Annotated in this window: 28 protein-coding genes; 7 read left to right on the top strand and 21 right to left on the bottom strand. The window is 69.2% G+C overall.

Features of this window, described 5'->3' with window-relative positions:
- Positions 1 to 2 precede the first annotated feature (2 nt).
- Positions 3 to 707 carry an ABC transporter ATP-binding protein gene (locus tag ACQUS8_RS12250; RefSeq protein ID WP_435101437.1) on the top strand — a complete coding sequence of 235 codons (705 nt, stop codon included), beginning with the start codon at positions 3 to 5 and terminating at the stop codon, positions 705 to 707.
- A 304-nt stretch (positions 708 to 1011) separates the two neighbouring features.
- Here ACQUS8_RS12250 and ACQUS8_RS12245 read toward each other — a convergent pair whose 3' ends face one another.
- The 6 genes from ACQUS8_RS12245 to ACQUS8_RS12220 all read right to left on the bottom strand — a co-directional run bounded on the left by ACQUS8_RS12245 (position 1012) and on the right by ACQUS8_RS12220 (position 5791).
- The gene (locus ACQUS8_RS12245) at positions 1012 to 1821 is read right to left on the bottom strand and encodes a polyprenyl synthetase (protein WP_435101435.1); all 810 of its coding nucleotides are present in this window, start codon (positions 1819 to 1821) and stop codon (positions 1012 to 1014) included.
- A 170-nt stretch (positions 1822 to 1991) separates the two neighbouring features.
- On the bottom strand, positions 1992 to 2738 hold the full coding sequence (locus ACQUS8_RS12240) for a hypothetical protein (protein ID WP_435101433.1): 747 nt from the start codon (positions 2736 to 2738) through the stop codon (positions 1992 to 1994).
- 415 nt (positions 2739 to 3153) lie between these two features.
- A complete protein-coding gene (locus ACQUS8_RS12235) occupies positions 3154 to 3336 on the bottom strand; it encodes a hypothetical protein (RefSeq protein WP_435101431.1) in 183 nt (60 codons plus the stop codon).
- Positions 3337 to 3382: 46 nt separating this feature from the next.
- Positions 3383 to 4732, bottom strand: a complete 1350-nt coding sequence (locus ACQUS8_RS12230; RefSeq protein WP_435101429.1) for an alkaline phosphatase family protein — start codon at positions 4730 to 4732, stop codon at positions 3383 to 3385.
- A 64-nt stretch (positions 4733 to 4796) separates the two neighbouring features.
- Positions 4797 to 5081 (bottom strand): hypothetical protein, encoded by a 285-nt coding sequence (locus tag ACQUS8_RS12225; protein WP_435101427.1) that lies wholly within the window; start codon positions 5079 to 5081, stop codon positions 4797 to 4799.
- A gap of 41 nt (positions 5082 to 5122) precedes the next feature.
- The gene (locus tag ACQUS8_RS12220) at positions 5123 to 5791 is read right to left on the bottom strand and encodes a S26 family signal peptidase (protein WP_435101425.1); all 669 of its coding nucleotides are present in this window, start codon (positions 5789 to 5791) and stop codon (positions 5123 to 5125) included.
- 364 nt (positions 5792 to 6155) lie between these two features.
- Between ACQUS8_RS12220 and ACQUS8_RS12215 the strand changes: the two genes are divergently transcribed.
- The gene (locus ACQUS8_RS12215; protein WP_435101423.1) at positions 6156 to 6806 is read left to right on the top strand and encodes a ribonuclease HI family protein; all 651 of its coding nucleotides are present in this window, start codon (positions 6156 to 6158) and stop codon (positions 6804 to 6806) included.
- A 71-nt stretch (positions 6807 to 6877) separates the two neighbouring features.
- Entirely contained in the window at positions 6878 to 7645 is a 768-nt protein-coding gene (locus tag ACQUS8_RS12210) for a hypothetical protein (protein WP_435101421.1), read from the top strand.
- Between the two features lie 6 nt (positions 7646 to 7651).
- On the opposite strand, the gene ACQUS8_RS12205 is transcribed toward ACQUS8_RS12210, so the two are convergent.
- The 12 genes from ACQUS8_RS12205 to ACQUS8_RS12150 all read right to left on the bottom strand — a co-directional run bounded on the left by ACQUS8_RS12205 (position 7652) and on the right by ACQUS8_RS12150 (position 19682).
- Positions 7652 to 8290 carry a helix-turn-helix domain-containing protein gene (locus tag ACQUS8_RS12205; RefSeq protein WP_435101419.1) on the bottom strand — a complete coding sequence of 213 codons (639 nt, stop codon included), beginning with the start codon at positions 8288 to 8290 and terminating at the stop codon, positions 7652 to 7654.
- Positions 8291 to 8353: 63 nt separating this feature from the next.
- Complete coding sequence (locus tag ACQUS8_RS12200) at positions 8354 to 9601, bottom strand: P-loop NTPase (protein ID WP_435101417.1); 1248 nt, start codon at positions 9599 to 9601, stop codon at positions 8354 to 8356.
- The gene (locus ACQUS8_RS12195) at positions 9598 to 10428 is read right to left on the bottom strand and encodes a HEAT repeat domain-containing protein (RefSeq protein ID WP_435101810.1); all 831 of its coding nucleotides are present in this window, start codon (positions 10426 to 10428) and stop codon (positions 9598 to 9600) included. The genes ACQUS8_RS12200 and ACQUS8_RS12195 overlap by 4 nt, the downstream gene beginning before the upstream one ends.
- Positions 10429 to 10469: 41 nt before the next feature.
- Complete coding sequence (locus tag ACQUS8_RS12190; protein ID WP_435101415.1) at positions 10470 to 11327, bottom strand: hypothetical protein; 858 nt, start codon at positions 11325 to 11327, stop codon at positions 10470 to 10472.
- Positions 11324 to 12034 carry a molecular chaperone TorD family protein gene (locus ACQUS8_RS12185; protein WP_435101413.1) on the bottom strand — a complete coding sequence of 237 codons (711 nt, stop codon included), beginning with the start codon at positions 12032 to 12034 and terminating at the stop codon, positions 11324 to 11326. Before ACQUS8_RS12185 ends, ACQUS8_RS12190 begins: the two co-directional genes overlap by 4 nt.
- Positions 12031 to 12870 (bottom strand): ethylbenzene dehydrogenase-related protein, encoded by an 840-nt coding sequence (locus ACQUS8_RS12180; protein ID WP_435101411.1) that lies wholly within the window; start codon positions 12868 to 12870, stop codon positions 12031 to 12033. Before ACQUS8_RS12180 ends, ACQUS8_RS12185 begins: the two co-directional genes overlap by 4 nt.
- Complete coding sequence (locus ACQUS8_RS12175; RefSeq protein WP_435101409.1) at positions 12863 to 13942, bottom strand: 4Fe-4S dicluster domain-containing protein; 1080 nt, start codon at positions 13940 to 13942, stop codon at positions 12863 to 12865. The genes ACQUS8_RS12180 and ACQUS8_RS12175 overlap by 8 nt, the downstream gene beginning before the upstream one ends.
- Complete coding sequence (locus tag ACQUS8_RS12170; RefSeq protein WP_435101407.1) at positions 13939 to 16779, bottom strand: molybdopterin-dependent oxidoreductase; 2841 nt, start codon at positions 16777 to 16779, stop codon at positions 13939 to 13941. Before ACQUS8_RS12170 ends, ACQUS8_RS12175 begins: the two co-directional genes overlap by 4 nt.
- 18 nt (positions 16780 to 16797) lie before the next feature.
- Positions 16798 to 18138: a cytochrome b gene (locus tag ACQUS8_RS12165; RefSeq protein WP_435101405.1), complete on the bottom strand. Its 1341-nt coding sequence runs from the start codon at positions 18136 to 18138 to the stop codon at positions 16798 to 16800.
- Between the two features lie 2 nt (positions 18139 to 18140).
- Positions 18141 to 18809, bottom strand: coding sequence for a ubiquinol-cytochrome c reductase iron-sulfur subunit (locus ACQUS8_RS12160; RefSeq protein ID WP_435101403.1), 669 nt, complete (start codon positions 18807 to 18809; stop codon positions 18141 to 18143).
- Positions 18806 to 19384 carry a hypothetical protein gene (locus tag ACQUS8_RS12155; RefSeq protein ID WP_435101401.1) on the bottom strand — a complete coding sequence of 193 codons (579 nt, stop codon included), beginning with the start codon at positions 19382 to 19384 and terminating at the stop codon, positions 18806 to 18808. The genes ACQUS8_RS12160 and ACQUS8_RS12155 overlap by 4 nt, the downstream gene beginning before the upstream one ends.
- A gap of 130 nt (positions 19385 to 19514) precedes the next feature.
- Positions 19515 to 19682, bottom strand: coding sequence for a DUF7560 family zinc ribbon protein (locus ACQUS8_RS12150; protein WP_435101399.1), 168 nt, complete (start codon positions 19680 to 19682; stop codon positions 19515 to 19517).
- A 282-nt stretch (positions 19683 to 19964) separates the two neighbouring features.
- Between ACQUS8_RS12150 and cysK the strand changes: the two genes are divergently transcribed.
- The gene (gene cysK, locus ACQUS8_RS12145; protein ID WP_435101397.1) at positions 19965 to 20882 is read left to right on the top strand and encodes a cysteine synthase A; all 918 of its coding nucleotides are present in this window, start codon (positions 19965 to 19967) and stop codon (positions 20880 to 20882) included.
- 18 nt (positions 20883 to 20900) lie between these two features.
- Here the strand turns inward: cysK and ACQUS8_RS12140 are convergent, their stop codons facing one another.
- Positions 20901 to 21215 (bottom strand): Htur_1727 family rSAM-partnered candidate RiPP, encoded by a 315-nt coding sequence (locus ACQUS8_RS12140; RefSeq protein WP_435101395.1) that lies wholly within the window; start codon positions 21213 to 21215, stop codon positions 20901 to 20903.
- Between the two features lie 77 nt (positions 21216 to 21292).
- Positions 21293 to 22594, bottom strand: a complete 1302-nt coding sequence (locus ACQUS8_RS12135) for an O-acetylhomoserine aminocarboxypropyltransferase/cysteine synthase family protein (RefSeq protein WP_435101393.1) — start codon at positions 22592 to 22594, stop codon at positions 21293 to 21295.
- A 138-nt stretch (positions 22595 to 22732) separates the two neighbouring features.
- Between ACQUS8_RS12135 and ACQUS8_RS12130 the strand changes: the two genes are divergently transcribed.
- The 3 genes from ACQUS8_RS12130 to ACQUS8_RS12120 are packed head-to-tail and all read left to right on the top strand — an operon-like array spanning position 22733 to position 24840.
- Positions 22733 to 24049: a hypothetical protein gene (locus ACQUS8_RS12130; RefSeq protein WP_435101391.1), complete on the top strand. Its 1317-nt coding sequence runs from the start codon at positions 22733 to 22735 to the stop codon at positions 24047 to 24049.
- 57 nt (positions 24050 to 24106) lie between these two features.
- Entirely contained in the window at positions 24107 to 24376 is a 270-nt protein-coding gene (locus ACQUS8_RS12125) for a DUF2249 domain-containing protein (RefSeq protein WP_435101389.1), read from the top strand.
- A gap of 29 nt (positions 24377 to 24405) precedes the next feature.
- A complete protein-coding gene (locus ACQUS8_RS12120; protein WP_435101387.1) occupies positions 24406 to 24840 on the top strand; it encodes a helix-turn-helix domain-containing protein in 435 nt (144 codons plus the stop codon).
- 88 nt (positions 24841 to 24928) lie between these two features.
- Here ACQUS8_RS12120 and nirK read toward each other — a convergent pair whose 3' ends face one another.
- Positions 24929 to 26017 carry a copper-containing nitrite reductase gene (nirK, locus tag ACQUS8_RS12115; RefSeq protein WP_435101385.1) on the bottom strand — a complete coding sequence of 363 codons (1089 nt, stop codon included), beginning with the start codon at positions 26015 to 26017 and terminating at the stop codon, positions 24929 to 24931.
- Positions 26018 to 26100 lie beyond the last annotated feature (83 nt).

Genomic DNA, 26100 nt, shown 5'->3' with positions numbered 1-26100 from the left:
TCGTGGCACTCCTCGAATGCGAGGACCTCTCGGTCGCCTACGACACGACGCTCGTCCTCCGCGACGTCTCCCTCAGCGTCGACGAGGGGGAACTCGTCGGCGTCATGGGGAAGAACGGCGCCGGGAAGTCCACGCTGATGAAGACCGTCATCGGCCTCCTCGAACCCGAGTCCGGCGCCGTCCGCTACGACGGCGCGGACCTCGCGGGGATACCGCCCGACGCACGCGCACGCAAGGGCATCGGCTACATCCCGCAGGGCCGCGACGTCTTCCCCGACCTCACCGTCGAGGAGAACCTCCTCGTCGGCGAGGGCGTGAACGACGACGCCGTCGATGACCTCTACGAGGAGGTGTTCGACTACTTCCCGATCCTCGACGAGCGCCGCACGCAGACGGCCGGGACGATGAGCGGCGGCCAACAGCAGATGCTCGCCATCGGCCGCGCGCTCGTCGGCAACCCCGACCTCCTGCTGCTCGACGAGCACAGCGAGGGCGTCCAGCCCTCCATCGTCGAGGAAATCAGCGAGAACCTCCGCGCCCTCAACGACGACCTCGGCACGACCGTCCTCTTCGTCGAGCAGAACCTCGGCGCGATACAGGACATGGCTGACCGCTGCTACGCGATGAAGCGTGGGCGCATCGTCGACGAAATCGGCGCCGCCGAACTCGAGGACGAGGACGCCATCGCCTCCTACCTCGCGGTCTGAGCGGCTGTCGGCGTCACAGTCGTGCCCGACGGCAGCACTCCGTTTTCCTCGACGCCCAAGAGTTCCGTGGACGAGTACCGAATCAAAGACACTATACGAATCTGTCACAAACGCTGAGTTGCCCGGTGGTGAGATACGCGGTTCCCTACTCCCCCCTCCCCCGAGTCTCCCTCCCTCCGGGTGTTTCACACGACCGGCGCGCGCCGTGCCCGTCCCCCGAGACGCGCGCGCCGTCGTCCATCGAACGTGACACGACGTGCGTGACCGAGCGCGATAGCCATCGCTGTCCGACTCAGTCCGCGAGTCAGCGGTCGTCCTCGTCCGTCCTCGCTGTGTCCTCGGCGACGAGCGGATGGAGTGTCGCCACGCCGACGCTCCCGGGGAGCGCGTCGAGCGCGTCCATGGCCTTCTCTCGCTGCGTCTCCGCGTACTCTCGGAGTGCCGACTCGTCCATCGCGGGCGACACGACCGCGGCCGACCCGGGGTCCGCCGTGCGGAGTCGCTGTGCGCCGTGTGCCGTGCCCAGCGCGCGGCCGAGCGTCGCGACGTCGGCCCGCGGCACCGAGTCGTCGGCGGCGAGCGACGCGCCGAGACGCGTGGCCGTCGCCCCGAGGCTGCCCAGCGTCCGGTCGAGAAACGCCAGCACCTGGTCGTCCGACGGCGCGGTGTCGGACGTGCTCCGGCTGAACGCGTCCGTGATCGTCTCGAAGGCACTCGACAGCGCCGCGACGTTCTCGCCGCACCTGGGATGCGGGTTCGACCCCAGCGTCGAGAACGCCGTCGTGTAGAGGTAGTCCCCGGCGAGGAGGACGATTTCCGGGTCCGCGGTCAGCGAGTGCGGGCGTTCGTCGCTCAACTGGGTGAGCAACTGACTCCGGATGCGGATGTAGCCGCGGAGAAGCTCGACCGTCGCGGCGGCGGCGACGACCGTGTCGTCGGCCGGCGAGTCCGCCAGCGCCGCGTAGGTCGCTCCGACCACCTGTCCGTACCATCGGTCCGCCGGCTCCTCGACGGCCTCGCGGGCGACGTCCACGCCGCGGGTGTCGGCGTCACCGAGGACGCGTACGAGTTCCGCGTCGATGTCCGTCCGGTCGACGGGTCCGTGTGCCGTCATCGGCTCCCCACCGGCTCTCGGGGGCGACAGTCTGGACGCGGGTCGTCACGCCGCGTCGGGGCGCGATTCGGACTCACTACACGGGCTTACTGAACAGTCAGTCAAAAGCCTTTGGTCGACGGCCCGTCGGCGCGGCCGTCGAGACGACGTCGCCGTGACCCCGCTCGCCGTCAGACGAGCAGGAGGACGGCCGTGTAGCCGGCCGCCCCGGTCGCGAACGCCGTGAATCGACTGTCGCGCTCCGGCGGCACTTCCTCTTTGATGACGTTGAGGATGACGCCGCCGGCGAGGAACGCGAAGAGCACCGCGAGCGCCTGCTGGTCGAGCGGGACGACGAACCCGACGCCGAGGCCGAGGAGGACGGCGGCGGCGAGCACCCACCGGCCGCGGGCGTGATAGGCGTCGCCGTGGTGGTGGCGAAGCCCCCAGTCGTTCACGAGGAAGTGTAGACCCATCGCCACCCCGAAGAGGAGGAGGCTCTCGAGGCCAGTCTCCTCGCGGTGCAAGAGGAGGTAGCCGACGAGGAGGTTGTACAGCGCGAACGCGCCGACGTGCATCCAGAAGACGCGCAGGCTGTCCGCTCCCTCGTCGTCGCCGTCCGACGTCGCGCGTTTCGCCGCGCGCTCGACGCCATAGTAGGCGACGAACCCCGCGAGCGCGACCAGATAGACGTGGTGTTCGAGGAAGCCGAGGCCGAGCGGTTCGGGGCCGACGTGCTCGGAGGCGCGGCCGATTTCGGGCAGGACGTGGACGAAGACGTACGCGACGGAGACCCCGCCGGCGAGCGAGAGCCAGCGACTCCGTGAGAGCGTGCCGAGGACGCGGAGCCGACGGCCGAAGAGGTGGATGACCACGAGGCCGAGCGCGATTGCCGTCGCGACGAGTTCGACGCGCACCGGCGTCGCGTGCATACTCATCGATTCCGGCTTCCCCTCCCGGGCCGGTAGTCCTTCCGGCCGACTCGGGGGACGCGTCGTCTCTCGCGTGATTCGGTGCCGCTGGCTTGCCGAGGCACGGCCGCGGCGGTACGTCCCCGTCCGGACGGGACCGACGTCGGTGGAGTCGGCCGGCACCGACACCCGCGACGTCGAGGGGGATGACGTGTCGACTATGGGAAGCGGGAGTTCGTACCGCAGGGAGGCGTATATCGGGTATGCCCGGCGGAGGCGGGCGGGTGCTAGATGGGGGGAGGGAGTGCCACGCCCAAATAGTGTGGCACTCAGTAACATAGTCATATCCCTAACGTGTTAATAGTTCCGGCGTTCGTATCTCTCGTCCCGAGTGTGTCGGGGCGGCTCGGCTCGTCCTCGAGTCATTGCCTCCGACGACGCGTCACGGCGGGTTCGCGAAGAACGCGTCGACGAGTACGACGAGACAGAGGACGCCGACGCTCGCAAGCGCGACGCGCATCGAGACGTTGAGGACGAACGGCGCGACGACGCCGCCGGCGAGCAGCACGCCGAGGGTCGCGAGGACGATGTCGGCCCGTGCGATGCCAGTCTCGTCCTCGCGCATACCTGTTCGAACTACTCCGGTAGAGGCGGAAAAAGACTGGGTGCGCTCAGACGAGACTGCGGCCGTCGAACTCGGCGGCGTCGTACTCGACGTCCATCAGGTCGAGAATCGTCGGCGCGAGGTCGAAGAGGTCGACGTCGCGGACCTCGACGTCCGGGTCGTCCACGTAGAGCGTCGCGTTCTCGAAGGAGTGCATGCCGTTGCGCGGCCCCGTGCTGAAGACGTCCTCGCTCCCGCCGAAGCCGGCTTTCAGGTCGAACCCGGTCGCGGGAATCGCCACGAGGTCGGGCGCGATGAGGTCGTGCTCGCCCTCAAAGGCGTCCTCCTGCTCGACGACCCGCTCGACGACCCGCTCACCGTCCGGCCCTTCGAGGTTCTCGATGGCTTCTTTGAGTTCGTCGCGCACCTCGTGGTAGTCCTCCTGCGGGACGCTGCCGCGGGGTTCGCGGCCCTCGAGGTTGAGGTAGAAGCGCCCCGGAATCAGCGAGTACGCCGTCGTCTCGTCACTGATGTCCGCGAGGTCCTCGTGGTCCGCGTCCTCGTAGGAGAGCCAGCCCTCGCGTTCGAGCCACTCGTTGCAGTGGACCTCGTAGCGTTCGGTCATGAAGCCGTGGTCGGAGGCGACGACGAGCGTCACGTCGTCCGCGAGTTGCTCGCGGAGCTTCCCGATGTACTCGTCGACCTTCTCGTAGAACGCGAAGAACTCCTCCTTGTACTCGCCGTCGTTCGCGTAATCCCCGTAGAGGAAGTGGTTGACGCGGTCGGTCGTCATGAAGACGCCGAAGAAGAGGTCCCAGTCGTCCTCCGCGAAGTAGTGCGAGAACGCCTCGTAGCGCGCGTCCAGCGTCGCGTGGGCGTTCTCGATGAACTCGGACTTGTCCTCCTGGTGGCCGAGCTTCGCGTCCGCGTCGATCTGGTAGTCGATGGACTCGAGGTACTCCGCGAGGTCAGCGTCGGAGGCCGCCTGCTCGATGCCGGGCGAGAGGAAGCCCGAGACCATCCGCTGGACGTCACGCTGGGGCGGGAACGTCACCGGGACGTTCAGGACGGTGGCGTCGCGGCCGGCGTCCGTAACGCGGTCCCAGACGCGCGTCGCCTGCACGTCCTTCCCCATCGGAACGTAGGTGTCGTAGCTCCCGGTTTCGCGGTCCTGAAAGCCGTACACACCCGTCTCACCGGGATTGACACCGGTGGTGAGCGACGGCCAGCAGGCGCTCGATTCGGGCGGGACGATGGAGTCGATGGCGCCGCTCGAGCCCTCGTCAGCGAGTCGCGCGAAGTTCGGGAAGCGGTCCGGATGCTCCTTCAGCAGGGAGTAGGGCACGCCGTCGATGCCGACGAACGCCACCCGCGGCCCGTCATCGCTACTGCCCCGAATACGGTCGAAGAGACCCATGGGTAGCGAAGACGACAGGCCACTAATGGGTCTTTCCGTTCGGACTCGCGAGTGGTAGTCGCCGTCAGATGACGTCGTCGGGGTCGTGGGCGTCGCGCATCCGCTGCGCTTCGGCGGCGTACTGCGCTTCGGTCTCCGGGTCGTCGACGTGCCCGAGGTTGGTCGGCTTCGCGACGACCGACGCGGTCGTGTCACGGACGTCGCCGAAACTCGTGAGCGCGCGCTCCTTCCGGAAGTAGCGCGTCCCGTCCGGCGTCGCGTACGTGAGGATGATGAGGTTCTGCTCGTCGTCCGAATACGTCCGCTCGACGAGCCACACCCGCACTCCCTCCGTTTCAGTCGTGCTCATACCGGTTCGTACGCGCCGGGGACGAAAGCACCTGTCGGCGCTCAGAGGACGCCATCGAGTGACGCGTCGCCCGTGACGACGAGCCGAACCCAGCCGAGGCCCGGCACGTGGAACTCCGCCGTCCCGCGCACCCAGTCGGGCTTCACCGGCGCGGAGATCGTCGTCGCCTGGTCGTAGTAGTCGTTCGCGTCGCCCTTCGTGATGAAGCCGGCGTGGGGCGCCGGGCAGTTCCGGAGTTCCGCGCAGTCGTCCGCGCCCATGAGGTACTGCTGATTCGCCTCGTCGTACCAGTTCTCGCTCCCGTTCACCCAGAATCGAACCCGGTGGATGACCGGCGTCGCGTCGGGGTCCCCGTCCGGCTCGTAGACGACGACGTCACCCGGGCTGTCGAACTTCGCGTAGTCGGCCTGTGTGCCCGCGCGATAGGTGACAACGCCGGTGTCGCCGTGGGCGGCTGGGGGCGCGAAGCGATGTTCCTCCATCAGGAAGACGAGGTCGCCGCGTTCGAGCTGTGGGTTCATGCTGCCGGACTCGACGGCGACGAACGGCGGCCAGAGACCGCTGACGGCGAAGAGGAGCAGTCCGACGAGGGCGACGACGAGCGCGCTGCTCACGAGCTCGCGGACGAAGAGCACGGCCCCGTTGTTGGTCTGTCGGACCCACCGCAGCGCCTCCCGCGGTCCGTCTCTCGGGTCGGGCGTATCCCGCATCGAGTGGAGACGGACGCCGCGACACCAATAGTCCTCTGGTTGAGGGGTTTGATCGCGGCGTCTCGAAACACGTCGGAACAGGATTCGAACGTTGTCAGGTCGTTTTTCGGGTGACTCAGCGATCGACGGTCGACCCATTTTGTTCCTCCCCTCGACGAACGGACATGGTGATGGTCGCGAAATCGGGCTCGAATACGTCGATTGTCGAGCGAACAAGGTTTCAACGGCGGCCACGAACTAGACGCATCAGCACTATGGCGTGTAGCCCCGATTCTGCGACGACTCCCACCGACGGGCGTCGACGGTCCGTGCAGTCACAGTCAGCCGAGCGCGACGCCGACGTCGACGGCGCCCGAGTGAACGAGTGAACGCGGAGCACCCGTCAGTCGAGCACCTCTCGCCGCTCGCCACGCTCATCGACGACGTGCTCGCCGGCGTCGGCTACGACGTCGCGGCCGCGACCGACGCCATCGACGACGCGGTCCCGGGCTACGGCGGCCTGTTCGACCCGACGACCACCGCCAGTCAGCTGCGCGACGCGCTTGAAGACCTGCTGGAGTCGGGCGTCTCCCGGCCCACGCCGCCAGAACCGGCGAGTGACGCGTTCGTCCTCTACGTCGACGGGAGTTCGCGCGGCAATCCCGGGCCCGCGGGGGCGGGCGCCGTCATCGTTGACGAGTCCGGCACGGAACTCGCGCGCCTCGGTCGCCCCGTCGGCGCCCGCTCGGGCAACAACACCGCGGAATACGTCGCCCTCCAGCTCGGCCTCACCGAATTGTTGGCGCGTTACGACCCCCAGCACCTCGAGGTCCGCATCGACTCGATGACCGTCATTCGGGACGTCTGGGGCGGGAGCGACCCCACGGAGCCGGGAGTCGAGTCGTACAGCGAGAGCGTCGCGACGGCGCTCGAACGCGTGCCCACGCACCACTACACACATCTGGCCGACAGCGACCCGAATCCGGCGGACGCGCTCGCCACCGTCGGCGCCGACATCGCGGCTCTGGGTCCGTAGCCCAGCGCGGACGCCCTCTCGGTTCTGCTCGTGACAAAACAGTTAGTCGCGGCGGGCGGAACTTCCCGTCGATGCCCTCGAACCGCACCGCGCTCGTCCTCCTCGTCGTCGGCCTGCTCCTCCTCCCGGGGCCGACGTACGCGCTCGCGGCGGACTCCCTGATGGACGCGGACGAACGACAGTCCGCGACCAGCTATCAGGCCGAGCGAATCGACGCCTCGAACGATACCCTCCTCGCCCAGCGATACGGCCCCCGTCTCACCTTCTGGCTGGGCCAACTCGAGTACGAGCACGTCCGCGAGGAGTTCCGCGCGCCGACGCGGACGCGGGACGCCCTCGAGCGCGCCGTCGCGAACGGCTCCGCGACGACCATTTCCGACGCCGTCGCGGCCGACCTCCGGGCGCTCGACCGGAACTACACGTTCCTCTCGCGGGAGTCCGACGACACCGACTACGCGTTCGCCGTCGAGCGCAGCACCGAGACGACGACGGTGTGGGCGTCGCCCGCGACCGACTCCGAGGTCGCCGCGGCGGTCCGCGAGCGCCTCGTCGTCGCCTACGCGAACATGAGCGACGCCGAGCAACGGGCGTTCGAGAACATCCGGAACGCCACGGCGCATCCCGAGCAGTACGACCACCAGCCGCCGGACGAGGCACATCTCCCGCCAAAGCCCATCGTCGAACGGAACGGCACGCACTACGCCATCCGCGACATGTCGAGCACGGACACGGTTACCTTCCCGCCCGGGTTTTTCGCCGGTCTCGTCGCGTCCGGCCTCGGCGTCGTCTGCGTGCTCGCCGCTGCCCTCGTCGCCAGTTACAACGTCGTCCGCGGGTAGGGCTCGCTACGCCTTCAGGATGGCGTCGAGGAGTTTGCGCTGTGCCGCGGCGAGGTGTTCGCTGAACGTCGAGGCCGAGATGTCGAGGGCGTCGGCGACGTCGCCGGCGTTCGCCTCCTTCGGGTAGTCGAAATACCCCATCTCGTGGGCGGTTTCCAACACCTCCTGTTGGCGGTCGGTCAGCCGCCGCCGGTCGACGAACACGAGGTCGGCGGCCTCACTTCCCTCCGTGCGCACGAGCTTCCGGAGGCTGACGTCCGAGTACGTCTCGCGGAGCGCGGTGACGATGTCCTCCACCGTGTCGAGCGACGGGACGTGAAAGGAGAGGTGGAGGGTGCCGTCGGACGCGCGGATGTCCGTGATGGGGTAGCCGAACGCCTCGACCTGCTCGCACACGCACCCCGCACCCGGCTCGCGGCGGAACCGATAGACGTGTCGCGTCTCGTAGGCCGCGATTTCGGTGACGTCGTGTCGCTCGGAGAGTCGCCCGTCGGTCGTGAACTGCTCGGGGACGCGTCCGCCGTCGTCCGTCACGGCCGCCCGCGACACCGACGAGACGGGGGCCGCGGTGTCCCGGGAGGCGTTCGCGACCGGGCACGCGCCGGGGTCGTCGACGCTGAGTTCGACTGAGAGTTCGGCGCTCATACGCGACCGAACGACGCGCGGACGGATGGGGGTGCTCCCGAACGTGTTCGTCGCGGCCGGCGCTCAGGGCCGGGTCGTCCGCGCGACCCACGTCTCGGGGTTCTGCTGGCGCACCTCGAACTGCTCGAGCGTCGTCCCGTCGGTGAGCTTGCGGAGGTAGTTCCGGACGGGCGTCGGGTCGCGGTCGCTGACGACGACGAACGTCTCCCCGGCGTCGAGCGCGTCGAAGGCCTTGGCGACGGCGTCGTGGCGCTCGTCCGCCGGCAGCCCGCGGAGGTCGACGCCGGACTCGGGCACCTCGACCTCCCAGATTTCCTCGTAGCGTGCCTCCACGGCGTCCGCGAGGTCGGTGACCGGCTGTGGCACGTCCTCGGTCTCGGAGGGCTGTTGGAGCGTCTCGGTGAACGGAATCTCCGCGAGCCGATGGGTGTCGAGGGCGTCGGCCGGCGTCTCACCGGGGAAGAGGTCGTGGTCGTGGTCGCAGTTCTCGCAGGTGAAGCGCGCCATGTTGACGACCGTGCCCAGGACGGGGACGTCGTTCTCACGGAAGAGCTCGACGGTCTTCTCGGTGTCCGAGACGGCCGAGTGGAACGGCGTCGTCACCACGACCACGCCGTCCACCGGGACTTCCTGGAGCGTCGTGAGGACGACGTCGCCGGTGCCCGGCGGCAGGTCGATGACGAGCGTGCCGCCCGCCGACCACGCGGTGTCCGCGAAGAGGTCGGAGACGGCGTCGTGCGCCATCGCGCCGCGCCACGCGAGCGGCGCGCCCTCCGTCATCAACCCGACGCTCATCACGTCGATGCCCTCGCGCCGGACGGGCAGCGGGTCGCCGTCGTCGTTCGAGTAAATCGGCCCGGAGACGTCGAGGAGCGCGGGGACGTTCGGGCCGTGGATGTCCGCGTCGAAGAGCGCGACGTCGTCGCCGGACGCGGCGAGCGCGCGGGCGAGTTGGGTCGCAATCGTCGACTTCCCGACGCCGCCCTTCGCGCTCGCGACGGCGATGACGCGGTCGAACGCGCCCGCGCCGCTGCTGCGCTCGCCCGTGTCGGGGGCGGCCTGCTCGACGTGGACGGAGTCGACGGCCGGGACGTCGCGGACGGCGCGCGCGACCACGTCGGCGACTTCCTGGCCGGTCCGGGCGTCGACCGTCCCGAAGTCGAGGCCGACGGTCGCGGCGCCGTCGTCGTCGAGGGTGGCGTGCTGGACGAGGCCGGTCTCGAGGACGTCCACGCCGGCGTTCGGCTCGCGCACGTTCCGGAGCGCGGGTTCGATGCGGTCGTCGATGGCGTCTGCGGTGTCGCTCGTCATAGGTCTGGGTGGCGGTTGAGTCGGTCGTCGGCCGGTGCGTTCGTCGTGCGCTCGGCGGCCTTCGTGAACTGCCGGCGGAAGCGGCCGGCGTCGGTGTCGAGGGCGTCGACGGCGGTCTTCGCGACGACGCCGACGTCGTCGCGGGCGAGCGTTTCGAGCGCGTCGCTCGCGCGCTCGTCGTCGATGCCGCCAAGCAGGTGCGCGACCCACTCGCGCACGCGCTCGCTGTCGTCGTCCACCGCGTCGAGCAGCGCGGGGAGGGCGCCCTCGCCGCGGAGTTTGAACAGCGAGACGAGCGCGTTCCGTCGAACGGCGTGGTGGGGGTCCCCGAGCGCGGCGTCGAGGTGGTCGGCGTGCGCGGCGCGGTCGAGGTGGTCGAGGGCGACGATGGCCTCCGCGCGCACCCACGGGTCGTCGTCGTCAGTCGCGTCGCGGGCGACTGCGGCGGCGCGGTCACCGCCGAGTTCGCCGAGCGCCTCGACGGCGAACTGCCGGACGTCGGCATCCGCGTCGTCGCGGGCGGCCGTCGCGAGCGCCTCGACGGCCGCGGGCGTGCGCTCCCGGTCGGCCAGTTCGAGGGCGGCGCGCTGGCGTTCGGTCGCCGTCCCCTCGCGGAGGTCAGCGAGCAATTCGTCGGGCGCGTTCCCGGCGACGGGGTCGGTGTCGGCGGCCGTGAGCTCGTGCGGTTCGGCGGTGCCGATGACGACGTCGTCGCGACTCACCTCGATGTCTTCGAGCGCGCTGATCGACGACTCGAAGCCCGGGCTGCGCTCCGGGTCGAGCTGCGGGTCGGCCGGCCCGTCGGGGTTCGGGTCGGGGATGCCCATGTCGTGGTCGCCGCACCCGCAGTCGTCGCCACAGTCGTCGCTCATTCGGCGACACCTCCGAGGACGACGACGACGCCGAGCACGGCGGCGAGCGCGCGCGGCACGGTCACGGGGGCGCCCGCGACGAGCACGAGGAGCGCGCCACACGCCGGGCCGACCGCCCGCTGGCGGACGCTCGCGACAGTCGCGGCGGTGACGCCGCCGAGTGCCGCGACGAGCAGCGGGAGCGACGCGCCGACGACGCCGCCGACGACGAGCGCGACGGCACCCGTGACGTACGGGGCGCTCGTACCGAGCGCGTAGGCGAGGCTCGCGGCGAGCGCGCCGGCCGACCAGTCGAGCATGTCGGCGTCGGCTGCGACGCCAGTCGCGACGGCGGCGCCGAGGGCGAGCACGGTGCCGGTCTGCCGGACGGACGCGGGGGCGAGGCCGACGGCTGCGGCGAGCGAGCACCCGATAGCCGCGACGGCCGCGACGCCGAGGAGGGCGCGGCCGACTCGGCGCAGTCCAGTCGATTCGACGCGCGTGAGACGCCGCCAGACGGCGACACCACCCGCGAGGGTGACGATACCCGCGGCGGGCAGGTAGGCGGCGTCGGCGGCGAGCGTGAGCGGCGCGAAGACGGCGAGGGCGACGAGGCTGACGCGCTCGACGCGGTCAGTCGTGCCGAGCGCGAGTCCCGCCGCGGCGAGCGCGGGGCCGAGCACCGCCACCGTGACGCTCGCCCCGTAGGCGCTCGCGAGGCCGGGGACGACCGTTCCCGGGAGGTTCACTACGAGGCGGCGGGCGAACGGCACCGCCGCCGCGAGGAGCGCGAGGGCGGCGAGCGCCGGCCGCCAGTCGCGTCGTCCCGTCGCCGTTCCTGCGGGACGACGGAGCCGGGCTGTGGCGTCGGTCACGGTATCTCACCCTGTTCGCGTCGCGTCCCGAGGTCGGCGGCGTCCGCCGCGACGAACGCGGCGAGGAACGACCCGAGCGCGCCGTAGACGTCGGTGTCGTGCTCCTCGTCGAGCGCGTCGGCGACGCCGTCGGCGAGGACGCCGAGATGCCGGTCGAGGAAGTCGAGGCGCGCGCCGGCCGCGCCCTCCTCGGGGTTCAGCGCCGCGCGCCGCGCGAGGTAGCCGGCGAACGAGAGTTCGAGGCGGAGGTTGTCGTGGTTGTCGCGCTCGCTCTCGTCGACGCTGACGCCGTAGTAGTCGTACGCCCGCGCGAGGTCGATGTTCACGTCACCCCACTGGGTGTCCGAGCGGTACTCGATCTCGTAGAGCGGCACCGGCGGCCCCGTGGAGGCGAGCGTGCCGTCGGTGCGGTCCTCGTACTCGGCGAACCCGACCACGAAGAGGTCGTTGTAGCGCGCGGCGAGCGCCTCGTAGTCCTCGGTGACCGAGAGGTCGGGCAGCGAGACGTCGAGCGACGTCCGCGCGAGCAGGTCGCGACAGGCCTCCGCGAACGCGCCCGACTGGAGGTCCGCGTGGAACTCCTCGTCCGGGTGCTCGAACGCCCGCGCGAGCAGGCGGTAGAGTTCGCCACGCGCGGCGGCGTCCATGTCGAGGTCGGCTACGTCGATCGATTCGTCCGTTTCGTCGGGGTGGTCTAGGTGCGTCATTTGGTGTCTCCTCCGTTGCCGCCTCGCGTCCGGCGCACGCCCTCGACCGTCACGACGGTGACGACGAGGACGGCGGCGCTGGCGATCAGCCAGAGTATCGTCTCGTAGGGCGGTCCGCCGTCGGCCTCGAACGGCAGGTAGTACCACTCGCTGACCGCCTTGTGGCCGCCGCGTTCTCCGTTCCCGCCGTCCCAGACGGCGAACGCGACGTTGAGGTCGTGTTCGAGGGTGATGTCCGTCCGGTTCGCGCCGGTAGCGGTGAGGGTGCGCTCGAAGACGACCTGCCAGTGGCCGTCCGCGTAGGTGGCGTTCGTCTCGATAGACGTGTTCGCCATGTACGTCGTCGTGCCCGGACCGCCGGCGACGAGTTCCTCCGCGCCGTCGCTGGCGCTCCACACCCAGACGTTCACGGGGTTACTCCGCGACCCCATCGAGATGGGTGGGCGGGCGCTCTCGTTCACCGGCAACTCGATGGCGGCCTTGTCGGGGAACTCGCCCGGGTCGTCCGCCGTGCGGTTCATCGTCGGGTCCTTCCAGCGCATTCGGACGTAGAGTTTCGCGTCGGTGCGGACGACGCGGACGTGCGTCGTGGTGACGGTGACGTCCTTCGCGTTCGGCGCGCCGCTCGGCGCGCCCGCCATCGACACCTCGACGGATTCCGTGTCGAGCCACGCGTCTGACGTCGGGTTCTCGAACTGCTGGCCGTCGTCCACCTCGTGGACCGGAATCTCGTAGGCCGGCCGGCTCGCGACCACGGCGGGGCCGACCGCCGTCGCGACGAGGAGGAACGCCACGGCGACCGCGAGCACCCGCGTGCGGGTGTCGTCCCTAGGCATTCCCCTCCCCCTCCCGGAAGACTTCGAGGCGGTACTGTTCGGCCGGGTTCTGGTCCTGCAGTATCTCCATCAGCTCGCTCTCCCCGCCGTTCTCGACGCGCTCGCGGTGGCGCTCGATGGTGTCGAGCGCGTCGTGGACCTTCTCGCCGAACAGCTCCTCGAGGTAGGTCCGCGGGATGCGCTCGACGTCGATGGTCTCGCCGTCCTCGGAGTGCTGGGGCGGCGCGTACGGCGGGATGTAGTAGACGTTCGGCTGCGTCGCGAACTCGGGGTGGAGTCGGAGCGCCACGCCGTACTCCTCGACGAGCTTGTAGATTGGCCCCTTCTCGTCGTCGAGGAAGCCGACGAGCCGCAGCTGGGGTGGGCACTGCTCCGCGCAGGCGGGCGCGTGGACCTCGCCGTCCGGGCCTTCTCCCTCGACGCGCGGGTAACAGAACAGGCACTTCTCGGACTTCTTGCGCGTGGCGTTGTAGTAGATCTTCTTGTACGGGCAGCCCTCGACGCAGTACCGGTAGCCGCGACAGCGGTCCTGGTCGACGAGGACGATGCCGTCCTCCGCGCGCTTGTAGACGGCGCTGCGCGGGCACGCCTCCACGCAGGAGGGGTGGGTGCAGTGGTTGCAGATGCGTGGGAGGTAGAACCGGTAGGAGTTCGGGTACTCGCCGGCGCCCTGGTCCTCCTCCCAGTTCGGCCCCCACTGGGCGTCCTGCTCGGGCTCGACGTGCTCGTTCTCGCCGGTGAAGAGCGTGCTCTCGTAGTCGAAGGTGAGGTGTTCGCCGTAGTCCTCGCGGTCGGGAATCTCGCCGGGCTGGCGCTCCTTGTGCTGGTCGGACTTCCAGCCGCCGCCGGAGTCCTCCCAGCCGCGCGGGTAGCCCTTCCCGGGCTTCGTCTCGACGTTGTTCCAGTACATGTACTCGCGGCCGCCGGACTCGGTCCAGAGGTGCTTGCAGGCGATGGTGCAGGTCTGACAGCCGATGCACTTGTTCAGGTCCATCACCATCGCGACCTGGTGGTCGACGCCGTCCGCGACTTCGACGCCGGGCGGCGTCTTCGTGCCGTCGTCGGCGCTCACTGGCCGTCACCTCCCTTCTTCCGCACGTCGATGCGGACGTCGCTGTTCACGCCGGTCGGCCCCCAGTAGTTCGGGGAGAACGAGACGTGCTCGCCCGAGTCCTCGGGGTACTGGATGAGCTGTGTCGGTTTCATGTACATCGGGACGAGTGCGTTGAAGTTCTGCCGGTCGGGGAACTGGTACATCTCCCAGGCGTGGTACATCGTCGCCGACCCCTGCGGGCTGCCGGCGACGATTTTCGCCTGCGCTTCGACCTCCGCGAGGTCGTTGAAGAGGACGACGTCGTCGCCGTCCTCGATGCCGCGCTCCTCGGCGTCGCTCGGGTTGAGGTAGACGACGGGTTCGCCGCGGTTCAACCGGAGCATGTCGGGGTGGTCGCGCCACGTGGAGTGGATCGACCACCGGCCGTGGGGCGTGTTGTACTGTAAGGGGTAGTCGTCCTGCTGGGTCTCGGGTTGCTTGTGGGTGGGGAGTTCCTCGCCGAGCTCGAGGAACCAGTCGTGGTCGATGTAGTACTGCTGGCGCCCGGAGAACGTCGGCCATGGCTCCTTGTCCTGCACGAAGTCCTTCCACGGCGCGTACGCCTCGCCGTCCTCGAGGTCGGACGTCCAGTGGTCGCCGGCGGCCTTGAAGCGCTGTGGCTGCTCGATGATATCGTCGAGCGTGACGTGGTCGTCGGAGTGGTCGGGGTTCGTCTCCTTGGAGTGTTCGAGGACGAAGTCGACGGCGGCGCGGTCCTCAACGAGCGCGTCCGACTCGCCGTCGATCCAGTCGTAGACGAAGTCGTCGTAGATGGACTGGAGGTCGATCTGGCGGTCGAACTCGCGGTCCTCGACCGGCTCGACGCCGCGCCGTGTCGCGACCTCCTGCACCTTCTTCGCGAGGTCGCGGAAGATCTGCCAGTCGGTCTTCGCCTCGCCGAGCGGCTCGATGGCGGGCGTGAACGGGTGCACGTAGGAGTGCATGTCCGTCATCGAGAGGTCGTACTTCTCGTAGTGGCTCGCCGCCGGGAGGACGATGTCCGAGTAGAGCGCGGTCGAGTCCATCCGGAAGTTGATGTCGACGACGAGGTCGAGTTTCGGCCAGAGTTCCTCCTCGACGGCGACGTTCCCCTTGGACTGGTTGAAGTAGTTGCCCCGCCAGACGAACATCGTCGAGGGGTCGGGCCGCGTCCCATCAGCGCGCTCGGACGGATAGACGGGCATCCAGTCCTTCTCGATGGCTTCCTCGACGCGCGCAACCGTCTCGGGGTCGGCGTTGTCGAGGATGCCGGCGTGGTAGTAGGTCCAGAGCGTCGTCGGGACGCCGCGAACGTCGCCGGTCGGGTAGGAGAGGGACTTCCAGCCGTGGGTCGTCCAGATCTTCTCCTGGCCGACGTAATGGTCGAAGCCTGTCCCGTTCTCCCCCATGTTCCCGGTGAGGGTACAGAGGAGCTGGATGGCGCGGTTGCCGAGGTCGTTGTGGTACCAGTCGTTGACGCCCTTCCCGTGGATGATCTTCGCCTTGTCGGCGTTCGCGAACTCGCGGGCGACCCGCTGGAGCGTCTCCTCGCCGACGCGCGTCTCCTCGTGGACGGCTTTGGGCGTGTACTCCGCAAGGCGCTCGCGGAGTTTCGTCCAGACGGTCGTGACCGGGATGCCCTCGATGGTCGTGTCGACGTCGAGTTGAGGGTCGAAGTCGAGCGAGATGCTCGCGTCCGCGTCGTACTTGCCGTCGCGGACGCCGAGCGACCCGGGGGCGACGCGGACTTCGCCCTGCTGGTCGAGCATGAGGAGGGTCTTCTCGTTCCCCATGTCGAGGTCGCTCGCGCGGAGGTATTTGCCCGTGTCCGCCCGGACGAGCAGCGGCATGTCGGACTGCTCCTTCAGGTGCGCGGCGTCGTAGAGGCCTTCCTCGACGATGGTGTGCGCCATGCCGAGCGCGAGCGCGGCGTCCGTCCCCGCCTTCGGGCTGATCCATTCGTCGGTGTGGATGGCGGTCTGGGAGTAGTCGGTGAAGACGCCGACGCGCTTCGTGCCGTTGTACCCGGCGTCGAGGAAGTACTTCGCGTCCGGGATGCGCGTGACGTTGACGTTCGACCCCCACGCGATGATGTAGTCGGCGTTGTACCAGTCGGAGCCCTCCGAGTTGTCCGTCTGGTGGCCGTAGGTGAGCGGTTCGCCCGGCGGCAGGTCCGAGTACCAGTCGTAGAAGGAGTGGCTGACGCCGCCGAGCAGGTTGATGAACCGGCTCCCGGAGGCGAAGGAGACGGGACTCATCGCCGGGATCGGCGTGAAGCCGCTGATGCAGTCGTAGCGCCCCGCCTGCACCTCATCAATGACGTGCTCGGCAATCTCGGTGAGCGCCTCGTCCCAGCTGATGCGCTTCCACTTGCCCTCGCCGCGCTCGCCGGTGCGCTTCAGCGGGTACTTGATGCGCTGTTCGGCGTTGACGTAGTCGGAGTAGCACGCGCCCTTGTTGCAGCCGCGCGGGTTCGGGTCCGGGAGGTCCTCGTCGAACGTCGGGTAGTCGGCGGCCTGCTCCTCGCGCCAGACCTGCCCGTTCTTCACGTAGACGTCCCACGAGCAGCTGCCCGTGCAGTTGACGCTGTGCGTCGAGCGGGAGATGGAGTCCCAGTCCCACTGCTCGCGGTAGAAGTCCTCCCAGTCCCGGTAGGGGTAGTTCCCGATGGGGTCGGAGACGATTTCGAGGCCGTTCATGTCGTCCTCTTCGGCCGAGGAGAGGCCGCTGAGGCCGAGGGCGGCCGTCGTCCCGACGCCGGCGAGGAAGCTCCGTCGGGAGACACGGCTGGTGTCTCCGTCACGGTTCGCCTGTCCTGTCTTGTCAGTGTCGCTCATTGTGGTGTGGTCGTGTGGTCAGTCGTCAGCACGATGCGTCTCGGTGTGGTCGGTCGTCGTCTCGGTGCCCCCGAGGGCGTAGTAGGTCGCGAGCGCGCCGGCGAGCGGCCAGACGATGAGCGCGGCGGTGAGGGCGTTGTTGATGGGGCCGGTGCCCATTCCGACGAGGTCCGCGAGGAGGTTGTTCATCCCCGCGATGGACGCGACCATGATCATTAGGACGCCGGCGACGCCGACCGCCGTCGCTCGCGGCCGCGTGAGCGGGTCCGCGGTGAAGTGGACGTTTTCCTCGTGGACGTCGAGGAACGGCCAGGCGAGCACGGCGAGGAACACCGCGCCCGAGAGCACGACGCCGGCGAGGAACTCCGGCGAGAAGTGGAGGCCGGCGACGCTGAAGTTCAGCCACGTCGGCCAGAGCTTCAGGAAGCCGTACACCCACATGAGGAACCAGTCGGGCATGATGACTGCCGGCGTGCTCGCCGGGTCGTGGGGGCCGTATTCGGCGACGTTGTGCACGGGCAGGAAGCCCGCGAGCAGCGAGGTCGTCGCGACGGTGAGGAAGAAGACGACCGCGCTGACCGCCGTCTGGTTCGGGAACGCCGGGAGGCCGACGACGATGCCGTCGTCGTCCCGGTCGACCCGGCCGCGGGTCGTCTCCACGTCGCCGTCGCGTTCGGCCTCGGTGTGCTTCTGGTGGACCAGGATGGCCATGTGCAGCCCGATGAAGAGCGTGATGAGGACGGGCACGACGAACACGTGGAGGAAGTAGAGCCGCGGAATCGACGTGTTCGTCGGGTAGTCCCCGCCGAAGACGAGTTTCGCGAGGAAGTCCCCGATGAGGGGGATGGAGCCCGCGAGGTTGTAGCCGATGGAGGTCGCGGTCGTCGCGAACTCGTCGAACGGCAGCGAGTAGCCGGTGTAGGCAGCGAGCATCGCGAGCGCCGCGAGTACGACGCCGACCGCCCAGTTCGCCTCCCGCGGCTTCCGGTACGAGCCCGTGAAGAAGACCCGAAGCATGTGGAGCGCGATGGCGGCGACGAACAGGTGGGCGGCCCAGTGGTGGAAGCGCCGGACGAACATCCCGAACGGCGTGTCGTAGGTGATCTGGAGGACGGACGCGAACGCCGCCGGGAGCTCCTGGCCCTGATAGCGGACGACGCTCCCGTGGTAGGTGACGCTCTCGATGGACGGGATGTAGAGGAGGCCGAGGAACGACCCCGTGATGACGAGGATGACGAAACTGAACAGCGCCACCTCGCCGAGGAGGAACGAGTCCTCCGCCGGGAAGGACTTCCCGAGGTAGGGCTCGAAGACCTCCAGCTCGAAGCGCTCGTCGAGCCAGTTCTCGATGCGGCCCATCGTCACTCACCTCCGGCGCCGACCGGCCCCTCGAAGTCGCCGATGGCGATGAGTTCGCCGTTGTCGTTCTGCGTGATGGGGAGCTGGGGGAGCGGGCGGGGCGGCGGCCCGCTGACGACGGCCGCGCCCTGCGTCGGGTCGTACTTCCCGAAGTGGCACGGGCAGACGAGCGGGTTCTCGTCCGCGCTCCCGACCATACAGCCGGCGTGCGTGCAGACCTTCGAGTAGGCGGCGTAGCCGTCGACGACGGAGTCCATCCGCGTCTCGCCGCCGTACTGCGATTCCTTGTACCGGACGAGCACCGTCGGCGCTTTCGCGATGCCGGGGTGGGTCGCGGGGTAGACCGTCATCCCCTCGCCGTAGTCGAGGGCGTCGACGGTCACGCGGTTCCCGTCGCCGTCCACGAGGTGGACGCCCTGCGAGTAGATGGGGCCCGTGTACTCCTGCTCGAAGACGTTCGTGAGGCTGGCGACGGGCGCGGCGAGGCTCCCGACGGCGGTGAGGCCGCCGACGGTCGCGAGCGCCTGTGCGTAGCGCCGGCGCGGAATCGAGCGCCACTCGGCGGTGAAGATGCTCGGCATCCATCCCTCGTTCTCGTCCTCGTGTGGGCAGGAGTCGCACGCGGCCTGCTCTTCGTCCGTCGTGTCGTCGGTGGGGTCTGTCTTGCTCATGTGCTGTGACTCCGTTCTTCGGCCACCTCGACGTGCGGCATGAACCACGCGTAGTACGCGACGGTCGACCCCGTCAGGGAGAGGAATATCCCCGCGAAGTAGACTCCGAAGTACTGCGTCCGGGCGTAGGTGAGGTATTCGGCGCTGAACAGCGCCGCGAACACGATCGCGAGGACGGTTAGTGACCCCATCGCGATGAGGCCCGTGACGTCTTCGGACGGTGCGCGGTACTCCGCAATCCATCGGTGGTCGGTCTCTATCCAGGGGAACGTCGGCTGTGCGTCGACCGCCTCGTCCCCGTCGTTCGGGCGGACGAGGTGGTCCATGAAGCGGTGGGTGCCGACGAGCGCGGCGACGAGGCCGAACAGCGCGACCCAGACGACGACGCCGACCTCGCTCGGCATCAGCTCGTTGGGTGTCGCGACGAACCCCTGGAGCGGTCGGATGCGCGATACGGACTGGTCGATCCGGATCCCCTCCACGTGGCCGTAGTCGTTGAGCGCGACGACCCACATCGGGAGGAGGACCGAGGCGACGAGTCCCGAGATGAGTCCGAGCTGTGTGTTCCGTCTCATCGGTAGTGGTGTCTCATAGGTCTCAGTTGTCTCTCGATGTCTGTATGACTCGGGAGAGATTGGTTAGAGATAGACCCCTTATTGCGAGGGTTGTTTAAAAGGAGGCGTCGGTTCGGGGGTGGGCGGTCGCCTACAACTCCGGGGGCGCCCCCGAGAGTCGCGTGAAGTCGGCGTCGGTCAGTGGCGTCTGACAGAGGACGCACCCGGCGTCGAGGAGTGCGCGTTTCATCCGCTCGTCGACGACGATCGACTCCCCGCAGGACGGACAGCGGAATCGGTGCTCTCCCCGGGACATCATCGCGTCCTCGTAGGACTCCCTGTCAGGTAACGCACTCCCCCCGATATTGTGGGGATTGTTTATTCGGGTCCGATTCGGGATACTTCCACCCCCACATAAAATACCCCGATAACGGGGTATTACGGCGATACGTTCGTAAACCCACATCGGGCGCGGCCCCGAACCGAGTGAGTCGCCGGACACGAACCGGTCGCCTCGGGTAGGCAACCCGGCTGGCGGGGTAAACTCTCCCCCTATACAGGGGGTCCGGGGTGAAGGGTATCCCCGCCGTAGGTCGGAGTGATGACGATCGTCGACAGCGTCACGGACGTGGTGGGTGAGACGCCGCTCGTCCGACTGGACTCCGTCCCTGGAACCGTCGTCGGCAAACTCGAGTCGCAGAACCCGACGCACTCGGTGAAGGACCGCATCGCCGTCGCGATGCTGGAGGCCGCCGAGGAGCGCGGCCACCTCGACGACGACACCACCATCGTCGAGCCGACGAGCGGCAACACGGGCGTCGGCCTCGCCGCCGCGGCCGCCGCGAAGGGCTACGACCTCGTGTTGACGATGCCCGAGTCGATGAGCGAGGAGCGCCGCCGCCTCCTCGCCGCCTACGGCGCCGACCTCGAACTCACGCCGAGCGACGAAGGGATGGACGGCGCCATCGAGCGCGCCGCCGAACTCGCCGAAGACCTCGAGGACACGTTCGTCCCCCAGCAGTTCGAGAACCTCGCGAACCCGCGCGTCCACCGCGAGACGACCGGCCGCGAAATCTGGGAGGGGACGAACGGCGAGGTCGACATGGTCGTCGCGGGCGTCGGCACGGGCGGCACGATAACCGGCGTCTCCGAGTACATCAAGGAGGAGATGGGCGCGGAGGGCGTCGAGTCGGTGGCCGTCGAACCGGCCGACTCCCCCGTCCTCTCGGGCGGCGAGGCTGGCTCACACGGGATTCAGGGCATCGGCGCCGGGTTCGTCCCGGACGTCCTGCGCACCGAACTCCTCGACGACGTCGTGACCGTCGAGCGCGCGGACGCCCGCGAACGGACACGGGAGCTCGCGGCGACCGACGGCATCCTCGCCGGCATCTCGGCCGGGGCGGCGCTCGACGCCGCGGCGCAACTCGCGCGCCGTCCCGAGAACGACGGGAAACGCATCGTCGTCGTCCTCCCCGACACGGGCGAGCGATACCTCTCGACGGACCTCTTCACGCGCTGAGAACGGCGGCCCGACCCGCTAGTCGTGCGGGCCTTCGACTTCCGTTTCCTCGTAGGAGCGTTCCTCGCCGCCGACCTCCGGGGTTGAGGGGGATTCGTCGCCGCGCGGCGTCGCCGCGTACCGGTGGAGGTCGGCCGTTCGGCAGACCCAGACTTCCTCGGCGTACCACGCGAACAGCCGCGTCGCCGTCTCGTGTGCGTCGTCGGGGTCGTCCGCGACGAGCGTCCCGACGTGGCGCGGCGGGTCGCCCTCTGACTCGCGGGTGAACACGTGCCACTCGTCGTCGCAGTCGGCGGGCTCGGACACCCGATAGCGCGTCGGTTTCTCGACCATCGGTGAGTATTCGGGCGTTTGCGGAGCGGGGAGGAGAGACCGACGTTCGTTCCCGAAACGTGGGAACAGGGTGACCCCTAGGCGGTGGCGGCCTCGATGGCGGCCTCGAGGTCGGCGAGGATGTCTGCGGGGTCCTCGATACCGACGGAGAGGCGAACCATGTCGGGCGTGACGCCCGCCTCGGCCTGCTCGTCCTCGGTGAGTTGCTGGTGGGTGGTGCTCGCGGGATGGATGATGAGGGTCTTCGCGTCCCCGACGTTCGCGAGGAGCGACGCCAGCTCGGCGTTCTCGACGGTGGCGCGCGCGGCGTCGTAGCCGGCGTCGAGGCCGAAGGTAAGCATCCCACCAAATCCGCCCTCAAGGTAGTCGCTCGCCGTTTCGTGGGTCTCGTGGCTCTCGAGGCCGGGGTAGTTCACCCATGAGACCGCGTCGTGGTCGGCGAGGTAGTCGGCGACGATTTCGGCGTTCTCGCAGTGGCGCTCCATTCGGAGGGGGAGCGTCTGGACGCCCTGCAGGGTCTGCCACGCGTCGAACGGCGACTGCTGGTTCCCGAGGTCCCGGAGGCCGCGCGCGATGGCGGCGTAGGTGAACGCGGCGTCGCCGAAGCGCTCCGCGAAGTTCACGCCGTGATACGCGGGGTTGTCCGCGCCGATTTCGGGGTAGTCGTCGGCGTGGGCGGCCCAGTCGAACGTCCCGCCGTCCACGAGCGCGCCCCCGAGGGTCGTGCCGGCGCCGTGGAGCCACTTCGTCGTGGAGTGCCAGACGACGTCCGCGCCGTGCTCGATGGGGTTGCAGAGCGCGGGCGTCGCGAACGTGTTGTCCACGACGAGCGGCGTGTCGTGCTCGTGGGCGACGTCGGCGACGGCCTCGATGTCAGGGGTGACGAGTGCGGGGTTCCCGATGGTTTCGAGGAGGACGAACGCGGTGTCTTCGTCGATGGCGTCCCGGTAGGCCTCGATGTCGAGGGTGTCCACGAACCGCGTCGTCACGCCGCGGCGCTCGACGGTGTGCGTGAGGTAGGTGTACGTCCCGCCATAGAGCGCCGAGGAGGCGACGATGTTGTCCCCGGCCTCGGCGAGTATGAACGTCGCGAGGTTGAGCGCCGCCATCCCCGAGGCGGTGGCGACGGCGCCGACGCCGCCCTCGAGCGCGGCGAGGCGGTCCTGTAGGACGTCGACCGTCGGGTTCATCAGCCGCGAGTAGACGTGTCCGGGTTTCTCGAGGCCGAACTGCGCGGCGGCGTCGTCCGCGTCCGCGAACTCGTAGGACGTCGTCTGATAGAGCGGCGTCGCGCGCGACCCGGTCGCCGGGTCCGGTTCCGCGCCGGCGTGAACGCTCTCCGTGCTAAGCCCCTGGCTGTCCGCTGTGTCGTCAGCCATGACCGGAGCATCACCGTTGGGGGCTATAAATGACACCCCGAACAGTACCCACACGGGCGCGTTGCCCCAAACCGCCCACCGCGTTCCCCGAACACGTTCGGGGGAGAGCCGAGATGGGGCAGGACCGTATCGTGACGTATGCTCCCCACAGACGTCGACACTGACGTCCAGCCACCGATGCGGATTCCGCTCGGGCACTTCGTCGTCGCGCTCGCGCTGCTGCTCGCGGCCGTCGGCATCGGGCTTGACGGCGGCCGGAGCGTCTCGCTGTCGGCCGGGCTCGCACACGTCCACCTCCTGCTCGTCGGGTGGGTCTGTGTCACCATCGCCGGCGCGATGACGCAGTTCGTCCCGGTCTGGTCCGGCGTCCGCCTGCACTCGCGGCGACTCGCCGGCGCGCAACTCGGCCTGCTCGCCGTCGGCCTCGTCGGATTCGCGGTCACCCTCCACGCCGGCTCGTTCGGTCTCGCGCCGGCCTTCGCCGGCGTTCTCCTCCTCGGTTTCTGGGTCTTCGTCTACAACGTCGGCCGGACGCTCGCCCGTGCCCGGCCGCTCGACGTGACCGAACGCCACTTCTCGTACGCGCTCGCGTGCTTCCTCGTCGTCTCGACGCTCGGTCTCCTGCTGGCCGTCGGCTTCCGCGTTCCGGGTGTCCTCGGGCCGCTCGACCGAACGGGTGTTCGGGGCGCGCACGTCGCGCTCGCGCTCTTCGGCGGCGTCCTCTTGACGGTGTTCGGCGCACTCTACCAGCTCGTCCCGATGTTCGCCCAGTCCGACCTCGACGCGTTCGACGAGCGCCTCCAGTCGCTCGAGGAGACTGGCTATACGGCCGGCCTCCTGCTGCTCGCCGCCGGCCGCCTCCTCGGGCACGCGCTCCTGGCGCGACTCGGCGGCGTGCTCGTTCTCGCGGGCGTCCTCGCCGTCGCCGTCGTGATGGCGCGCCGCCTCCGCGCGGCCAGCGTCGAGTGGGGGCCGATGCTCCGGCGCTACGCCGTCGTCCCCCTCGCGGCCGTCCTGTGGGTCGCGTGGACGCTCCCGCACTGGCTCGCCGACCCGCTCGCGTACGACGCGGCGTTCGGCGCGCCCGGCGCGTTCTCGATCCTCGTCCTCGGCGTCGTCGGCTTCGTCGTCACCGGCACCCTCTACCACGTCGTCCCGTTCATCGTCTGGGTCAACCGGTACAGCGACCGCCTCGGCTTCGAGGAAGTCCCGATGATCGACGACCTCTACGTCGACGCGCTCGCGTGGGCGGACCTCGCGCTCTTCGGCGGCGGCACCGCTCTCCTCGTCGCCGGCGACGCCATCACCCTCCCGCGTCCCGTCACGACTCTCGGGAGCGTCGCCGTCGCGTTCGGTCTCGCGTTGTTCACGCTGAACCTCTGGCTCGTCGTCTGGCGACACGCCACCAAGCCGACGCTCGCGAACCGGCTCGGGTGGTCGGTCGGCCAGCAGTGAGTGTCAGCGAACATGTTCGGCGATACGACTTGCGTGTCGAAGCCACAACCGAGCGATATGGCGACTGACGACTTCGACGGCGCCGTCGACGCCACGGACGCACCGGCCGACCGGCCACGCGACGTCCTCGACGTCCGGCAGGCCCCACCACCGGAGCCGCTCACGACGACGCTCGAACGCCTCGCGGCCCTCGACGGGGAAACCGTCCTCGTGCAGGTGAACGACCGCGCGCCCCAGCACCTCTACCCGAAACTTGAGGACCGGGGCTGGACCTACGAGACGCTCGAACGCGACGACGACGTCGTCACCATCGTCTGGCAATCCTGACCGACGCCGCGACTCCGTGCGACCCACCCATGACCGACATGATACACGTACACACTGACCCTCATCGGACACGCGAGCAGGACGACACGACGACGGAGCACACCGCCGACCCGGACGTCGCGCTCTCGACGGCGGACGTCCTCGGCGCGCTCGACGACGCCGACTGTCGCGCGATGCTCGAGGCGCTCGACGAACCGCGCTCGGCCCGCGACCTCATCGAGCGCTGCGACATCCCCTCCTCGACGGCCTACCGGAAACTCGACCGGCTGGCCGACGCCGGCCTCATCGCCGAGCAGTCCTCGATTCAGAAGAACTTCCGGCAGGTTTCGCTCTACGTCCGCACGTTCGAGTCCATCAACATCGTCGCGGCCGACGACACGCTCGCCGTCGAAATCGAGTCGCGCGACGGCTCCCCGAGCGGCCGCCTCAGCGAGATGTGGTCGCAGGTGCAGCGAGAAGTGTAGGGTGCAGCGAGAAGTGTACCCCGAAGCCGGGCGTGCCGGTGGTCGGGGAGCGGTGACGCAGACGTCGAACGCGGGCCGTCCGGCGACGTCAGTAGGCCGGCCCGTCCTCGTCCGCGGAGCGCGATTTTCCGGGTGAGGGGTCGAAGACGGCGGGGTTCTCGTCGCCACGTACGGCGATTTCCGCGAGACAGCCCTTCCGGGTGGCCCGGGAGAGCGCGTGGTCGACGAGCTTGACCGTCTCGGGCACGGGCAGGTCAAGCCGGCCGACCATCGCGCTCCCCGGCGGGACGGCCATCGTCTGCACGTACTCCTCGCCCGTCCCCGCGAGCGCGCCGTCGCGGTACGCGCTCGCCCAGACGTTCCCAATGGGGTGGACGTTCGCGGTGAGGTTCGGACCCCCATCCACCATGAAGACGCGGACGGTCTCCCCGACCTCGGCCTGCGCCGCGCCGTGGCGGTCCGCGGTCAGCGCGTGCTTCTCGCCGTTGATGAGGACGTAGCTCGGGTCCTCGCGCTCCATCGCCTTGAAGTCGAACGTGTGGTGGCCCTCCTCGCCCGCATCCTTGTCCGTGTAGAGTTCGTGCTGGCCGACGTAGAACTCCCGGTCGACCGACGGGAGGCCCTCCGGCGGCTCGACGAGAATCAGCCCGAACATCCCCGCCGAGACGTGGTAGTCCATGTTCGGGACGGCGCAGTGGTAGACGAACGCCCCCGGGTACTCACAGCGGAAGCGCTCGGCGTTCGCCTCGCCCGGCCCGACGGTCGTCGCCACTGCGCCCCCGCCCGTCCCGTAGACGGCGTGCATGTCGACGTTGTGCGTCATCCCGTCCGGGGCGTTCTCCAGCGTGAAGGAGACGGTGTCGCCCTGTCGCACCCGAATCATCGGCCCCGGAATCCGCCCGTCGAAGGTCATGTAGTCGAACGTGACGCCAGGTTCAATCTCGGCGGTCACCTCCTCGACGGTGAGCGTCACGTCGTGGTGTTTCGACGTCGAGCGCCGAATCGGCGCGGGCACGTCCGTCGGGTCGGCGGCGACCCGCTCGGCGTCGCCGGCGTGCCGGCCGTGCTCGCCCATCTCCGCCCGGTGGTTCGCCAGCGTCTCCGAACAGCCGGCGAGCGAGGCCGCACCGCCGATACCGAGCGCCTGCATGACGCGTCGGCGCGTGGCGTCGAACATAGATGGTCCTCCTCCGGGTGGACGTCGAACGGGGAGCGACAAAGAACGGCGACTCGGTTCCCGGATTCCGGGAGGGGACGCGA

Origin of the sequence: Halarchaeum sp. P4 (genome assembly GCF_051195175.1) — an archaeon.
Taxonomy (GTDB): domain Archaea; phylum Halobacteriota; class Halobacteria; order Halobacteriales; family Halobacteriaceae; genus Halarchaeum.
The sequence above is the reverse complement of the archived record's forward strand: the minus strand, read 5'-3'. Positions and strand labels throughout refer to the sequence as shown.